We start from the raw sequence: 15,566 nt of genomic DNA, 5'->3' as shown, positions 1-15,566 counted from the left end.
CGCTGTTATTTTTATTGGGTAACCGGTGCTGCTATCGCGGGGCAAGCACTCCCGCGCAATCAGTGCTCCAGCGTCTGCTGCAGCGCCACCCCGGCCCCCAGCAAGCCGGAAAACTCAGCCGTCACCAACCACACCGGGACCCCATCGAAGTACCCGCTCATGCAGCCCTTGTCGGCAAAGCTTGCGGCAAAACCACTGCGCAGGAACAACTCCGCAAACCGCGGGATCACACCGCCAACGATATACACCCCACCCCGCGCGCCGAGAGTAAGCACATTGTTGCCCGCCACCCGCCCAAAGAACCGACAGAACTGTTCGACCACCGCCAGTGCGCGCGGCTCGCCGCCTAGGGCGGCATCGGTAATTTCAGCCGGCGAGGTGTGCCGCTGGGTATCGCCATCCAGCGCGCACATGGCCTGATACAGCCGCACCAACCCGCCGCCACTGAGCACCGTCTCGGCACTCACATGACCGATCTGCCGGTGCATCTGTTGATGGATGGCCGCTTCGCGAGCGTTGCCCACCGGCAGGTCGACATGCCCGCCCTCGCCCGGCAACGCCAGCCAGCGTTGCTCGCCCAGGCGCAACAGACTGCCCACGCCAAGCCCGGTACCCGGGCCAATCACCAGGGCCGGACGCACCGGGTCAGCCTCGCCCGCGCACACCTGGTGAAACTCGCCATCGCGCAGACGGGTCATGCCCAGGGCCATCGCCGAGAAGTCGTTGATCATTTGCAGGTGTTCGACCTGCAAGGTCCGGCAGAAGGCCTTGCGGCTCAAGCGCCAGTGGTTGTTGGTAAAGCGAAACTCGTCGCCATCGACCGGCCCGGCAACCGCCAGGCATACCGCCGCCAAGCCACCACGGGCGATACCCTGCTCCCGCAGGTAGGCTTCGATCGCCTGTTCAGGGCTGGTGTAGTCCGCGGTGGCAAACACCTGGACAGCGTGTAGCTGGTTGTCGCGCCACAGGGCAAAACGTGCGTTGGTACCGCCAATGTCGCCAACCAGCAGGTCTTTCACGTGAGATTCTCCAGGCCAGAAGTAAAGGCGCTGGCGCCCTGCTCGGCCGAGCTGAACGCCACCCGCATGAAGCCGAACAGCTCGCGCCCGCAGCCCAGGTCGTTGCCCAGCGGCGCGGCGGGCAGGTCACGGCTGGCCAGTTCCTCGGCCGAGACCATCACCTGCAGCGTACCTTCGACACCATCGACCCGCACGATATCACCATCACGCACGCGTGCCAGCGGGCCACCGTCATAAGCCTCGGGACAGACGTGGATCGCCGCCGGAATCTTGCCCGATGCACCGGACATGCGTCCGTCGGTGACCAGCGCGACCTTGTAGCCGCGATCCTGCAGCACGCCGAGAAACGGCGTCAGCTTGTGCAGCTCTGGCATGCCATTGCAGCGCGGGCCCTGGAAGCGCACCACGGCCACGAAGTCGCGCTCCAGTTCGCCCGCCTTGAACGCATCGGCCAGCGACTGCTGATCATGGAATACCCGCGCCGGGGCTTCGACCACCTGGTGCTCCGGGGCCACCGCAGACACCTTCATCACTCCTCGGCCAAGATTGCCTTCCATGACGCGCAAGCCGCCTTCGGCCGAGAACGGCCGCGCGACCGGACGCAGGATGCTTTCGTCCAGGCTCTGCGCAGGCCCTTCGCGCCAGACCAGACGACCGTCCTCAAGAAACGGCTCCTGGGTGTAGCGGCGCAAGCCAGGGCCGGCGACCGTGTTGACGTCCTCGTGCAGCAGCCCGGCATCGAGCAGCTCGCGGATCAGGAACGACATGCCGCCTGCCGCCTGGAAGTGGTTGATGTCGGCCTTGCCGTTGGGGTAGACGTGGGACAGGGTCGGTACCACCTCGGACAGGTCGGCCATGTCTTGCCAGGTCAGCTTGATCCCTGCCGCCTGGGCGATGGCCGGCATGTGCAGGGTGTGGTTGGTCGAGCCGCCGGTGGCGTGCAGGGCAACGATCGAGTTGACCAGCGCCTTCTCGTCGACGATCTCGCCCAGCGGCATGAAGCTGCCACTGGCCTTGGTCATCCGCGTCACCTGCTGCGCCGCCTCGGCGGTGAGCGCATCACGCAACGGGGTGTACGGATTGACGAACGATGCGCCCGGCAGGTGCAGCCCCATCACTTCCATGACCAGCTGGTTGGTGTTGGCCGTGCCATAGAAGGTGCAGGTGCCGGGGCTGTGGTAGGAGTTCATCTCCGATTCGAGCAGCTCTTCACGGGTGGCCTTGCCCTCGGCATAGCGCTGGCGCACATCGGCTTTCTGCTTGTTGGAGATGCCCGAGAGCATCGGCCCGCCCGGGACGAACAGGGTCGGCAGGTGGCCGAAGCGCAACGCACCCATCATCAGGCCGGGGACGATCTTGTCGCAGATGCCGAGCATCAGCGCCGCATCGAACATGTTGTGCGACAGGGCAATGGCAGTCGACATCGCGATCACTTCGCGGCTGGCGATGGCCAGCTCCATGCCGGGTTCGCCCTGGGTCACGCCATCGCACATGGCCGGCACGCCCCCGGCAAACTGGCCGACCGAGCCAATGTCGCGCAGGGCCTGCTTGATCTGTTCGGGGAAGTGCTGGTACGGCTGGTGGGCCGAGAGCATGTCGTTGTAGGCCGAGACGATCGCCACGTTGGCCGCATTCATCATGCGCAGCGTGCCTTTGTCCTCGGCGCCGCAGCCAGCCACGCCATGGGCGAAGTTGGCACACTGCAGGGCCGCACGCATCGGCCCGTCGCTGGCCGCGCCACGTATCAGTTGCAGGTAGCGCTCACGGGTGGGACGGCTGCGTTCGGTCAGCCGTTGGGTGACCTCAAGGATGCGCGGGTGCATGTACTGGACTCCAGGCTGACGATAAGGGTGGTCTGAAGCGCAATTTCCCCTCCAAACGATTGCGACCTAGGCTCAAGGTAATGGTGCCTGGTGCATCGCGGAAGCAGCTCGCCCGACCACTCGTTGTATGTTTAAACAAAATACTGCCATCAAAAGGGCTTGTTTTCTATCCCATAACGAATAATCTTGTTATTCCAATAACAAAACCGTTTCAGCGAAGGCAGGTTTCTCGGTCACACACCTTGTGCCACAGCCTTCCAACGACTGCCAGAGGTATTGCCCATGACCCTTCGCATCGCCATCAATGGATTCGGCCGCATCGGACGCAACGTCCTGCGCGCACTGTATACCCAAGGCTACCGCCAGGACCTGCAGGTCGTCGCCATCAACGACCTGGGCGACAGCGCAATGAACGCCCACCTGCTCAAGTACGACAGCGTGCACGGCATCTTTGATGCAGAGGTAGCCGCCGATCACGAAAGCCTCACGGTCAATGGCGACCGGATTGCCGTCAGCGCCATTCGCAACCCGGCCGAACTGCCCTGGAAGGCCGAAGCGATCGACGTGGTGTTCGAATGCACCGGGCTGTTCACCGACCGCGCCAAGGCCGCCGCCCACCTGAGCGCAGGCGCAGGCAAGGTGATCATCTCGGCACCGGGCAAGGGCGTCGATGCGACAGTGGTGTACGGGGTCAACCATGACGTACTGCGGGCGTCGCACCAGATCATCTCCAGTGCCTCCTGCACCACCAACTGCCTGGCGCCTATCGCCCAGGTGCTGCACCGTGAATTCGGTATCGAACAGGGTCTGATGACCACCATTCATGCCTACACCAACGATCAGGTGCTGACCGACGTCTACCACAGCGACCCGTACCGCGCGCGCTCGGCGACCCAGTCGATGATCCCCAGCAAGACGGGCGCCGCCGAGGCGGTCGGCCTGGTGCTGCCGGAGCTCGCCGGCAAGCTCACCGGCATGGCGGTACGGGTCCCGGTGATCAACGTGTCGCTGGTCGACCTGACGGTGAACCTCAAGCGTGATGCCAGCGCCGACGAGGTCAACCAACTGTTCCTCGAAGCCAGCCGGCACTCGCGCGTGCTCGGTTACAACGCCCTGCCGTTGGTTTCATGCGACTTCAACCACAACCCGCTGTCGTCGATCTTCGACGCCAACCATACCCGCGCCAACGGCCGCATGCTCAAGGTGCTGGCCTGGTACGACAACGAGTGGGGGTTCTCCAACCGCATGCTGGATAACTGCCTGGCACTGTGTAGCGCACGCTGATCCAATTGCGCCTACCCTGTGGGATCGCCTTTCCCACAGGGGCCGCGCTGTGCGTTGATTTGCCGCCTGGAGATATCTCCTTACCAATTCTTTACCGCAGCAACACTTGACCAACCGCATAGATGATAAGCATTATCATTCACCCCGCACCGGTCAGGTTCTCTCGTGAGTCAGTCTCGCTTCAATACCGTCTTTCTTGCCCAGCGTCTCAGCCTGCTACGCACGCTGCAGGGCATGGTAGGCAATCCCAGCACGGCCGAAGACCTGCTGCAGGAAACCTACCTGCGCGTCACCCGCGCCTTGGGCGATCGGCCGATCGAGCACCTTGAGCCTTTTGTCTTCCAGACCGCACGCAACCTCGCGCTTGATCACCTGCGCGCGCGCCGGGTACAGGCCCGCACGCTGGTCGACGATATACCCGAAGAGATCCTGCACAATGTCGCCGCGCCCACCAGCAGCAGCGAGGACGCTGCCCATGCCGAGCAATTGCTCAAGCACTTGAGCGTCAGCCTCGGCCAGTTGAGTGCGCGCCAGCAGCGGATTTTCATCCTCAGCCGGTTGCACGGTGCCAGCTACCTGGAAATCGCCGAGCAATTGCAGGTCTCGGCGAGTACTGTGCAGAAGGAACTGAAACTGATCATGGCTATCTGCATGGGCGTGGCTGATCGCCTCAAGTGAGCCGACCGCTCGCCACTCGACCAAGGTAAACCCTTGCCTTGGCTCGTCGCAGCCTTGATTATTTGCAAAAAACGCTCATCGCAAGGATCCCCCGTGACTGACAGCCCCGTCCCCCGCCCATCACCCGCCGGGCCCGATGCCCGTGCTCGTGCCATGGACGAGGCACTGGACTGGCTGGTACGCCTGCAATGCGCCAGCGAGGACGATACCCGCGCCTTCGAGGCGTGGCTGAGCGCCGCTGCGCAGAACGCCGAGGCCTATGTCGAGGCCGAGGCCCTGTGGAATGGCACGCCCCTGCGCCAGGCCGCGCTACAGATTCACCAGACTCGGCGCAAAACCGTCGCGGCGCGCCTGCGCTCACACTGGAAGCCGCTGGCCACTGCCGCCGTGCTGCTGGTCGGGCTGTTCACCGTAGGCAACCTGCCCGTGCGCCTGCAGGCCGATCACCTGACCGTGGTAGGCGAACGCCAGCGCCTGCAACTGGGCGACGGTGCGAAAGTCCTGCTCAACACCAATTCAGCCTTCGCCAGCGACCAGCGCGACGGGCGCCAGGTGGCTCGGCTGCTGCAAGGTGAAGCGTACTTTCAGGTGAGCGGCACTGATCGGCTGCCGCTGGAAGTGCAAGCCGGCCCGCTGCGGGCGCAGGTGCGCGATACCGATTTTGCCGTGCGTTATCTGGACGGCGAAGCGCAGGTCCGCGTGCAGCGTGGCGATGTCGACCTGCAGGCTACCAGCGATCAGCGCATCCGCCTCAGCGCCGGCGACAGCATCAGCGTCGGCCCAAAGGGTTTCGGCGAGCGTCTGCGGCCCGACATGCACAAGGACCTGGCCTGGATCGACGGCCGCCTGGTGTTCGAGAACTGCCCGCTGAGCCAGGTCCTGGCTGAAGTACGCCGTTACTACCCCGGCTGGATCATCAGCCGCAACGCGCAGCTCGAGCAGGTTGCGGTAACCGGCAATTACCGCGTCGATCAACCGCTGGAGACCCTGCGCGCCCTGGCCCACATCACTTCGGCGAAACTGCACGAATACCCGGCGGTAGTCATTCTCAACTGACCGCGAATTTATTTTTACGCGATAGCGCCAGCCCAGTCGTCTCGTTATAGCCAATGCAACTGATTCTTGTTTTTAAGCAGGAACAGATCGCACCTATAACAGTCCGCGCGTCTGGGAGCGCTTTCGATGTCCACAGGTCAAACTCGCCCGTCTCCATCTTCCCGCCGTATGGGGCAATTGTCCCTGCTCAGCTTGGCGCTGCTCGCCAGCGGTGCCTGCAGCCTGCCAGCGCTGGCCGTAGAGCCGGCCCAGGCCAGCAGCCCGCGCATGGGTGACTATCGCTTCGCGATTGCCCAGCAGCCGCTGGTCTCGGCGATCAATGCTTTCAGTGAGGTGACAGGCTGGCAGGTCGGTTTCAACGCTGATGTTGCCAATGCGGTGTCGTCGCCCGGCGTGCAGGGTTCGCTGACGCCCGAGGCCGCGCTCAAGCGCTTGCTGCAGGGCACTGGCGTGGGCTACCGCAAGATCGGTAACGGCAATGTGGTGCTCGAGCGCCAGTCGGCCAGCAACGTGATCGCCCTGCAACAACTGACCGTCAGCGCCACGCGCAACGCCCAGGACGTCAGCCAGGTGCCGAGTACTGTCAGCGTGATGAGCCGCGAGCAGCTGGATCGGCAGAACGTCAATGACATCAAGGATCTGGTCCGCTACGAGCCGGGCGTTTCAGTGTCTGGCACCGGTCAGCGCAGTGGCCTCAACGGTTACAACATCCGCGGTATCGACGGTGACCGGATTCTCACCCAAGTCGACGGTGTATCAATCCCCGACAGCTTCTTCTACGGCCCCTACGCGCAGACCCAACGTAACTACGTCGATCCGGAAATCGTCAAGAGCGTCGAGATTCTGCGCGGCCCCGCTTCGGTCCTGTATGGCAGCAATGCGATTGGTGGCGCGGTCAGTTACTTCACCCTCGATCCAGAAGACATCATCAAGCCTGGCAAGGACGTCGGCGCGCGCCTGAAGACCGGCTACAGCTCGGCCGACGAGAGCTGGCTGACCTCGGCCACGGTTGCCGGACGCCAGGGTGAGTTCGACGGCCTGCTGCACCTGAGCCAACGCAACGGCCACGAAAAGGAATCCTACGGCGAAGACGGCGGCACCGGGCTGGACCGCACTGCAGCCAACCCTGAAGACGTACGCACAACCAATATTCTCGCCAAGGCCGGCTGGAACTACGCCGACGACGCGCGCCTGGGCTTCACCTACGAGCGTTACAAGGACGATCGTGATCAGAACATCCTCAGCGCCGTGGGCGGGCCTTTCATCCCCGGCATGGGCGCCTCGGGCATGTACCGCACACGAACCGGCAACGACACCGTCACCCGCGAGCGCTTCGGCATCAACCATGAGTTCGGCCTCGATAGCCTGGTGGCCGACCATGTCAAATGGAGCCTGAACTACCAGATCGCCAAGACCGATCAGAACACCGAAGAGCTCTACGTACCGATCGTCCGTCAGGTCCTGCGTACACGCAACACCACCTACAAGGACCGTCAGTGGGTGTTCGACGCGCAGGCTGACAAAGCCTTCAGCATCGGCGCAACCGAGCATCTGCTGACCTATGGCACTACCCTCAAGCACGAGAAGGTGACCGGCTCACGCAGCGGGGACGCGACCTGTGTAGCGGTCGGTTCCGGTTGTCCGTCGATCGGCGCCAGCTATGCCCCGAACGCCCAGGCGCTGGTCAGCGACTTCCCCGACCCGACCGTCAATACCTACAGCCTGTTTGCCCAGGATGAGATCCGCTGGAACCAGTGGACCTTCATGCCAGGTGTACGCTACGACTACACCCAGCTCAAACCGCACATGACCGATGCCTACCTGCGCGGCTTGCAGGGTTCGTCGACCACGCCTGCAGGCGACGTCGACGACGCGCAGAAAAAATGGCACCGCGTTTCGCCCAAATTCGGCGTGACCTATGCCTTCAACGACAACTACACCTGGTATGGCCAGTACGCCGAAGGCTTCCGTACGCCAAGCGCCAAATCGTTGTATGGCCGCTTTGAAAACCCCGGCCTGGGTTACGTGGTGCAACCGAACCCCGGACTCGAACCTGAAAAAAGCAAGAGTTATGAAACCGGGCTGCGCGGCAACTTCGATGCGGGCAACTTCGATGTGGCGGTGTTCTACAACAAGTACCGCGACTTCATCAACGAAGAGGCCGTACAGTCCGCCGACCTCAGCAACAGCTTCCAGGCCAGCAACATCAAGCATGCCACCATCAAGGGCACCGAGATCAAGGGCCGCCTGAACCTGGACCACTTCGGTGCACCTGAAGGCCTGTACTCGATCGGCTCGGTCGCCTATCTGTACGGCCGTAATGACGATGACGGCCAGCCGCTCAACAGCATTAACCCGCTGACCGGCGTGTTTGGCCTGGGTTACGAACAGGCTGACTACGGCACCCTGCTCAGTTGGACATTGGTGAAGCGCAAGAACCGCGTGGATGACACCCGATTCTTCGCGCCAGACGGCTCCAGCTCGCGCTTCCGTACCCCAGGTTACGGCGTGCTCGACCTGACCGGCTTCTACAAGATCACCGATGACCTGACCGTCAATGGCGGCCTGTACAACCTGACTGACAAGAAGTACTGGCAGTGGGATGACGTGCGCAAATACGCAAGCGTCGGCGCCAACGGCCAGAGCGAGGCAGCAGTCACCCAGCCGGCCAACCTCGACCGCCTGACTGCGCCAGGGCGTAACTTCGCTATCAACCTGATCTGGGATATCTGACCGGGCGCGGTGTTTCAGCACCGGCCTCTTCGCGGGGCAAGCCCGCTCCTACAGGTTCAGCACCAACCCTGTAGGAGCGGGCTTGTCCCGCGAAGAGGCCGCCACTGACACCGCTCAGGTGAGGTTTTTTTACTGTCGCGCGTCTTCTTGTTCGTCTTGTCTCTAGACACCTAATTTGCCAAGGACCACACCCATGACCGCCGCCACCGCCGAGCGCGCCAGCCTGCGCTCGCAACGCCTGAACCAGATCACCCACGCGCCCCACAGCGAACTGGACGCGCTGGTCAAAGCCCACGCCCCGTTCGACAGCCGCGAAAGCTTCGCCCGTTTCGTCGTCGCTCAGTACCTGTTCCAGTCAGAACTGCAGGCGCTCTACAACGACCCGCAACTGATCGCCATCGTCCCTGACCTGGCCCAGCGCTGCCGCGCCGAGCAAGCCCGCCTGGACCTTGCCGACCTCAACACCGCAGTCCCCGGACCTGTTGCCGGCGCGCTGCAAGCGCCGAGCCTGGGCGAGGCCATGGGCTGGATCTTCGTCTCCGAAGGCTCCAAACTGGGCGCCGCGTTCCTGATCAAGCGCGCTGTGGCCCTGGAGCTGTCGGACAGTTTCGGCGCCCGTCATCTCGGCGAGCCGGCCGGTGGCCGCGCCGAAGGCTGGAAGCAGTTCACCCGAATCCTCGATGGCCTGGAGCTGTCGGCCGAGGAAGAAGCCGCCGCCGAGCGCGGTGCCGTGGCCGCCTTCGAGCGCTTCACCACGTTGCTCAAGCATGCCTACGCTGCAGACGCCGCGCTAGCCTGATACGCTTTACCCAGCCACAGCACTTGTGGCCGGCCGTCCTTGCAGTGAGACCATGACCCGACTTGCCCGCTCGAAACTGTCCCGCCTGCTGTATGGCATCCTGGCCTATGTGAGCCTGGGCATCGGCCTGGTCGCCATCGTCATCCCTGGCCTGCCGACCACCGAGTTCATCCTCCTCGCTGCCTGGGCCGCGACCCGCAGCTCGCCGCGCCTCAGTGCTTGGCTGGAAAACCACCGGCTGTTCGGGCCGATCCTGTACAACTGGCGCAACGGCAAGGTCATCCAGCGCCGGGCCAAGGTCAGTGCCACCCTCAGCATGCTGTTCTGCGCAGGCCTGATGCTGATCTTTCTCGACCACCACTGGCCGGTGTTCCTGGCGATCGGCGGCATGAGCCTGGGCAACCTGTGGATCTGGTCGCGCCCAGAGCGGGCGACAGACACCACCGTATCAAGCGATACACACACCCATCAGCTCAAAGGCTCAGCACCCCTGAATACAACCCATACGCCGCCAATCCCGCGCCCACCAGCACCGCCGCAAAGATCAGCTTCTCCCAACGGGTAAACACCGCCTGCCCCTGCTCATGCTTGGCCCGGGCAAACAGAATCACCCCCGGCGCATACAGCAAAGCCGACAGCAGCAGGTACTTGAGCCCGCCGGCATACAGCAGCCAGACTGCGTAAATCAGCGCCAGGCCCGCCACCAGCAAATCCTTGCGCCGCACCCGTGGCTGGCCGTCATAGCCCTCCCCGCGCACCGCCAACAGCACCGCATAAGCCGCTGACCACAGATACGGCACCAGAATCATCGACGAGGCCAGGTAGATCAGGCTGGTATACGTCCCCGCCGACACCAGGGTGATCAACAAGAACCCTTGAATCATGCAGTTGGTCAGCCACAGCGCATTGGCTGGCACCTGGTTGGCATTCTCCCGCGTCAGAAAACGCGGCATGGTCCTGTCCTTGGCCGTGGCATAAAGGATCTCGGCACACAGCAGTGCCCAAGACAGCAATGCGCCAAGCAGCGACACCGCCAAGCCGATGCTGATCAGCAAGGCGCCCCACGGCCCAACGATGTGCTCGAGCACCGAGGCCAGCGATGGGTTCGGCAATCCGGCCAGTTCTGGCTGGGTCATCACCCCCAGCGACAGCACGTTGACCAGCACCAACAATGCCAGCACGCCCAGAAAACCGATCACTGTGGCCTTGCCGACGTCCGAACGCCGCTGCGCGCGCCCGGAATAGACGCTCGCCCCTTCGATACCGATAAACACGAACACCGTCACCAGCATCATGTTGCGCACCTGCTCCATGACGCTACCGAACTGCGGGTTGCCCAGCCCCCAGATATCGCGGGTGAAGATGTCGGCGCGAAAGGCAAACGCGGCAATGACGATGAACATCAGCAGCGGTAGCACCTTGGCCACCGTGGTCACCTGGTTGATGAAGGCGGCTTCCTTGATCCCGCGCAGCACCAAAAAGTGCACCGCCCACAGCAGCAACGAGGCGCAGCCGATGGCCACCGGTGTGTTGCCTTCGCCAAACACCGGGAAGTAAAAGCCAAGGGTGCTGAACAGCAGCACGAAGTAGCCGACATTGCCCAGCCAGGCGCTGATCCAGTAACCCCAGGCCGAAGAAAAGCCCATGTAGTCGCCGAAACCGGCCTTGGCGTAGGCGTACACCCCCGAATCCAATTCCGGCTTGCGATTGGCCAGGGTCTGGAACACGAACGCCAGGGCCAGCATGCCCACGGCGGTGATCCCCCAGCCAATCAGTACCGCGCCGACATCGGCGCGTGCGGCCATGTTCTGCGGCAGGGAGAAAATCCCGCCACCAATCATCGAGCCGACCACCAGCGCGATCAATGCGCCAAGGCGCAACTTCTGTCCCGGTTCGCTCATGCGCCCCCCAATGGTTTCATGTCATCCATCTGAAACACTTAAAAGGCTATATAAAGAGCCCACTTATATAAGACTAAGTGCTTAAACCTATAGCAGTCATCGCGCATTTGTCTATCGCCAGCACTTGGCAATTTTTTCAGATTTTCAGAGAACTATAGCCCCGTCTGATAATGCTACGAATTCTCAGGAAAAATTTGCGAAACCGGTAAAAGAGACTAGCTTGAGAATTCGCAGGCTTGAACAGAGCGTTTGCTCTAGAAGTACATGGAGGTGCCAGCGCATAAGGCCTGCAGCATAGCTGTCGGCACTCTCCAGGAGACACCGTGAAGGATTTTTCGTACTTCACGGCATCATGAACTGATCTAGGTCAGGGCATGACACCGGCGTCAGTTTTAACCTGATGTCAACTTTCTCCTGGCTCGGAGTTGTTAAATGTCTGATTCTCCCGAGAAACTAAAACTGGGTGCACTGGTTGCACTTGTCGTCGGCTCGATGATCGGTGGCGGGATATTTTCCTTGCCGCAAAACATGGCCGCCAGCGCGGGGGTCGGAGCCGTATTGATCGGCTGGGCGATCACCGCAGTGGGCATGCTGACCCTGGCCTTCGTGTTCCAGACCCTGGCCAACCGCAAACCAAACCTCGATGGCGGGGTGTATGCCTACGCCAAGGCCGGTTTCGGCGACTACATGGGCTTTTCCTCGGCCTGGGGTTACTGGATCAGCGCCTGGCTGGGCAACGTCGGTTACTTCGTCCTGCTGTTCAGCACCTTGGGCTACTTCTTCCCGATCTTTGGCGAGGGCAACACCCCGGCGGCCGTGATAGGCGCGTCGATCCTGCTCTGGGCCGTGCACTTTCTGGTGCTGCGCGGGATCAAGGAAGCGGCGTTCATCAACCTGGTCACCACCGTGGCCAAGGTCGTGCCGCTGGTGCTGTTCGCGCTGGTCTGCCTGTTCGCCTTCAAGCTCGATGTGTTCACCGCCGACATCTGGGGCCTGGGCTCGCCCGATCTGGGCAGTGTGATGAACCAGGTGCGCAACATGATGCTGGTCACCGTCTGGGTATTCATCGGCATCGAGGGCGCGAGCATCTTCTCCTCAAGAGCAGAAAAACGCTCCGACGTCGGCAAGGCGACGGTCATCGGTTTCATCACCGTGCTGCTGTTCCTGGTCCTGGTCAACGTGCTGTCGATGGGGGTCATGACTCAACCGGAACTGGCCAAGCTGCAGAATCCGTCGATGGCCGCGGTGCTCAAATATGTGGTCGGCGACTGGGGTGCCGTGCTGATCAGCATCGGCTTGATCATCTCGCTGCTCGGTGCCCTGCTGTCGTGGGTGCTGCTCTGCGCGGAGATCATGTTTGCCGCCGCCAAGGACCACACCATGCCGGAGTTCCTGCGCAAGGAGAACGCCAACCAAGTACCGGCCAACGCGCTCTGGCTGACCAACGCCATGGTGCAGATCTTCCTGGTCATCACGCTGTTCTCGGCCAGTACCTACCTGTCGCTGATCTACCTCGCCACCTCGATGATCCTGGTGCCCTACCTGTGGTCTGCGGCCTACGGCTTCCTCATGGCACTGCGTGGCGAAACCTACGAGCAAGCCCCGGGTGAACGCAGCAAAGACCTGATCATCGGCGCTATTGCCCTGCTCTACGCGATCTGGCTGCTGTACGCCGGCGGCATGAAGTACCTGTTGCTCTCGGCCCTGCTATACGCCCCTGGCGCGATCCTGTTCGCCAAAGCCAAGCGTGAATTGGGCCAACCGATCTTTACCAATGTGGAGAAGCTGATCTTCGCCGCCGTGGTTGCAGGCGCGCTGTTTGCCGCCTACGGCCTGTACGACGGTTTCCTGACTCTCTGACCACTGATTTGCACCATGGAGGTTTCAACCATGTCCACCGATAAAGTTAAGTACGGCGTCCATTCCGAAGCCGGCAAACTGCGCAAAGTGATGGTGTGTTCTCCAGGTCTGGCGCACCAGCGCCTGACGCCGAGCAACTGCGACGAGCTGCTGTTCGATGACGTGATCTGGGTCAACCAGGCCAAGCGTGACCATTTCGATTTCGTCACCAAGATGCGCGAGCGCGGCATTGAAGTGCTGGAGATGCACAACCTGCTCACCGAAACCATCCAGAATCCTGAAGCCCTGAAGTGGATTCTCGACCGCAAGATCACCCCAGACACCGTCGGCCTGGGCCTGACCAACGAAGTGCGCAGCTGGCTCGAAGGCCTCGAACCGCGCAAGCTGGCCGAGTTCCTCATCGGCGGCGTGGCCGGTGAAGACCTGCCCGACAGCGAAGGCGCCAGCGTGATCAAGATGTACCGCGATTACCTCGGCCACTCGAGCTTCCTCCTCGACCCACTGCCCAACACCCAGTTCACCCGTGACACCACCTGCTGGATCTATGGCGGGGTCACCCTCAACCCGATGTACTGGCCAGCGCGCCGCCAGGAAACCCTGTTGACCAGCGCGATCTACAAGTTCCACCCCGAGTTCACCAACGCCGAGTTTGAAATCTGGTACGGCGACCCGGACAAGGACCACGGCAAGGCCACCCTGGAAGGCGGCGACGTCATGCCGATCGGCAATGGCGTGGTGTTGATCGGCATGGGCGAGCGCACCTCGCGCCAGGCCATCGGCCAGCTGGCGCAGTCGTTGTTCGCCAAGGGCGCGGTGGAGAAAGTCGTGGTTGCCGGCCTGCCCAAGTCGCGCGCGGCAATGCACCTGGACACCGTGTTCAGCTTCTGCGACCGCGACCTGGTGACGATCTTCCCGGAAGTGGTCAAGGAGATCGTGCCGTTCGTCATCCGCCAGGACAGCAGCAAACCCTATGGGCTCGACGTGCGCCGCGAGAACAAGTCGTTCCTGGACGTGGTTGCCGAGTCGCTCAACCTCAAGCAACTGCGTGTGGTTGAAACCGGTGGCAACAGCTTCGCCGCCGAACGCGAGCAGTGGGACGACGGCAACAACGTGGTCGCCGTGGAGCCCGGCGTGGTCATCGGCTACGACCGCAACACCTATACCAACACCTTGCTGCGCAAGGCCGGCGTCGAGGTCATCACCATCAGTGCCGGCGAGCTCGGCCGCGGCCGTGGCGGCGGCCACTGCATGACCTGCCCGATCGTACGCGACCCTATCGATTACTAGACGACCTGCACCCCGGTCACGCCCACACGGCGCTGGCCGGGTACCTCACCGAATCCAAGGAGAACTGTCATGGCGTTCAACATCCATAACCGCAACCTGCTCAGCCTGGAACACCACACCACGCGTGAGTTGCGCTACCTCCTCGACCTGTCGCGCGACCTCAAGCGCGCCAAGTACACCGGCACCGAGCAGCAACACCTGAAGGGCAACAACATCGCCCTGATCTTCGAAAAGACCTCGACTCGCACCCGCTGCGCGTTCGAAGTGGCCGCCTACGACCAAGGCGCCAACGTCACCTACATCGACCCCAACTCGTCGCAGATCGGCCACAAGGAGAGCATGAAGGACACCGCGCGTGTCCTCGGCCGGATGTACGACGCCATCGAATACCGCGGTTTCAAGCAGGAGATCGTCGAAGAGCTGGCCAAGTTCGCCGGGGTGCCGGTGTTCAACGGCCTCACCGATGAGTATCACCCGACCCAGATGATCGCCGACGTGCTGACCATGCGTGAGAACAGCGACAAGCCGATCCACGACATCAGCTACGCCTACCTGGGTGATGCCCGCAACAACATGGGCAACTCGCTGCTGCTGATCGGCGCCAAGCTCGGCATGGACGTGCGCATCGCCGCGCCAAAGGCGCTGTGGCCACTCGACGACCTGGTTGCGCGGTGCCACAAGTACGCCGAAGAAAGCGGCGCACGGATCACCCTCACTGAAGATCCGAAAGCAGCGGTCAAGGGCGTCGACTTCGTGCATACCGACGTCTGGGTATCGATGGGCGAGCCGGTCGAGGCCTGGGGCGAGCGTATCCAGCAACTGCTGCCCTATCAGGTCAACGCCGAGCTGATGAAAGCCACCGGCAACCCACGGGCCAAGTTCATGCACTGCCTGCCGGCCTTCCACAACTCCGATACCAAGGTTGGCAAACAGATCGCCGAACAGTATCCGCACCTGAAAAACGGCATTGAAGTGACTGACGACGTGTTCGAGTCGCCGGCCTGCATCGCCTTCGAGCAGGCGGAAAACCGCATGCACACGATCAAGGCGATTCTGGTCTCGACTCTGGCTGACCTGTAACAGCCCGACGCCGCCTCCAGCAGCCCTCGGCCCCTGGAGGCGTGCT

General features: G+C 62.4%; 11 protein-coding genes and 1 pseudogene. 9 read left to right on the top strand and 3 right to left on the bottom strand.

From position 1 onward, the window contains the following. Positions 1-59: 59 nt before the first annotated feature. Both J3B00_RS07665 and edd read right to left on the bottom strand, forming a co-directional pair. Positions 60-1,019, bottom strand: a complete 960-nt coding sequence (locus J3B00_RS07665) for a glucokinase (RefSeq protein ID WP_209866291.1) — start codon at positions 1,017-1,019, stop codon at positions 60-62. After that, a complete protein-coding gene (edd, locus tag J3B00_RS07660) occupies positions 1,016-2,842 on the bottom strand; it encodes a phosphogluconate dehydratase (RefSeq protein WP_209866290.1) in 1,827 nt (608 codons plus the stop codon). Before edd ends, J3B00_RS07665 begins: the two co-directional genes overlap by 4 nt. 282 nt (positions 2,843-3,124) lie before the next feature. Here edd and gap point away from each other — a divergent pair, with 282 nt between their 5' ends. The 6 genes and pseudogenes from gap to J3B00_RS07630 form a co-directional block, all read left to right on the top strand. Next, positions 3,125-4,126, top strand: coding sequence for a type I glyceraldehyde-3-phosphate dehydrogenase (gene gap / locus J3B00_RS07655; RefSeq protein WP_209866287.1), 1,002 nt, complete (start codon positions 3,125-3,127; stop codon positions 4,124-4,126). Between the two features lie 165 nt (positions 4,127-4,291). Then, positions 4,292-4,804 carry an RNA polymerase sigma factor gene (locus J3B00_RS07650; RefSeq protein ID WP_209866284.1) on the top strand — a complete coding sequence of 171 codons (513 nt, stop codon included), beginning with the start codon at positions 4,292-4,294 and terminating at the stop codon, positions 4,802-4,804. A gap of 93 nt (positions 4,805-4,897) precedes the next feature. Next, on the top strand, positions 4,898-5,860 hold the full coding sequence (locus J3B00_RS07645) for a FecR domain-containing protein (protein ID WP_209866281.1): 963 nt from the start codon (positions 4,898-4,900) through the stop codon (positions 5,858-5,860). Between the two features lie 126 nt (positions 5,861-5,986). Then, positions 5,987-8,593, top strand: a complete 2,607-nt coding sequence (locus J3B00_RS07640; protein WP_209866277.1) for a TonB-dependent receptor — start codon at positions 5,987-5,989, stop codon at positions 8,591-8,593. A 193-nt stretch (positions 8,594-8,786) separates the two neighbouring features. Then, positions 8,787-9,392: a biliverdin-producing heme oxygenase gene (locus tag J3B00_RS07635; RefSeq protein ID WP_209866274.1), complete on the top strand. Its 606-nt coding sequence runs from the start codon at positions 8,787-8,789 to the stop codon at positions 9,390-9,392. Between the two features lie 52 nt (positions 9,393-9,444). Then, positions 9,445-9,822, top strand: a pseudogene (locus J3B00_RS07630) (YbaN family protein); the annotation flags it as partial. A 43-nt stretch (positions 9,823-9,865) separates the two neighbouring features. On the opposite strand, the gene arcD (J3B00_RS07625) reads toward J3B00_RS07630, so the two are convergent. Then, positions 9,866-11,293, bottom strand: coding sequence for an arginine-ornithine antiporter (arcD, locus tag J3B00_RS07625; protein WP_209866271.1), 1,428 nt, complete (start codon positions 11,291-11,293; stop codon positions 9,866-9,868). A 432-nt stretch (positions 11,294-11,725) separates the two neighbouring features. Here arcD (J3B00_RS07625) and arcD (J3B00_RS07620) point away from each other — a divergent pair, with 432 nt between their 5' ends. The 3 genes from arcD (J3B00_RS07620) (at position 11,726) to J3B00_RS07610 (ending at position 15,520) form a co-directional block, all read left to right on the top strand. After that, complete coding sequence (arcD, locus tag J3B00_RS07620; protein WP_209866268.1) at positions 11,726-13,153, top strand: arginine-ornithine antiporter; 1,428 nt, start codon at positions 11,726-11,728, stop codon at positions 13,151-13,153. Between the two features lie 30 nt (positions 13,154-13,183). Continuing rightward, positions 13,184-14,440, top strand: a complete 1,257-nt coding sequence (arcA, locus tag J3B00_RS07615) for an arginine deiminase (RefSeq protein ID WP_209866266.1) — start codon at positions 13,184-13,186, stop codon at positions 14,438-14,440. 69 nt (positions 14,441-14,509) lie between these two features. Continuing rightward, positions 14,510-15,520: an ornithine carbamoyltransferase gene (locus J3B00_RS07610; RefSeq protein WP_209866263.1), complete on the top strand. Its 1,011-nt coding sequence runs from the start codon at positions 14,510-14,512 to the stop codon at positions 15,518-15,520. Positions 15,521-15,566 lie beyond the last annotated feature (46 nt).

It is taken from the genome of Pseudomonas sp. BP8, from assembly GCF_017875955.1.
Lineage (GTDB): Bacteria > Pseudomonadota > Gammaproteobacteria > Pseudomonadales > Pseudomonadaceae > Aquipseudomonas.
This window is presented reverse-complemented; position numbering and strand designations above follow the sequence as displayed.

Bases quoted from the DNA above. Each gene is read 5' to 3' on its own strand.
- edd (WP_209866290.1), bottom strand. From the start codon at position 2,842: ATGCACCCGCGCATCCTTGAGGTCACCCAACGGCTGACCGAACGCAGC.
- gap (WP_209866287.1), top strand. From the start codon at position 3,125: ATGACCCTTCGCATCGCCATCAATGGATTCGGCCGCATCGGACGCAAC.
- J3B00_RS07640 (WP_209866277.1), top strand. From the start codon at position 5,987: ATGTCCACAGGTCAAACTCGCCCGTCTCCATCTTCCCGCCGTATGGGG.
- J3B00_RS07635 (WP_209866274.1), top strand. From the start codon at position 8,787: ATGACCGCCGCCACCGCCGAGCGCGCCAGCCTGCGCTCGCAACGCCTG.
- arcD (WP_209866271.1), bottom strand. From the start codon at position 11,293: ATGAGCGAACCGGGACAGAAGTTGCGCCTTGGCGCATTGATCGCGCTG.
- arcD (WP_209866268.1), top strand. From the start codon at position 11,726: ATGTCTGATTCTCCCGAGAAACTAAAACTGGGTGCACTGGTTGCACTT.
- arcA (WP_209866266.1), top strand. From the start codon at position 13,184: ATGTCCACCGATAAAGTTAAGTACGGCGTCCATTCCGAAGCCGGCAAA.
- J3B00_RS07610 (WP_209866263.1), top strand. From the start codon at position 14,510: ATGGCGTTCAACATCCATAACCGCAACCTGCTCAGCCTGGAACACCAC.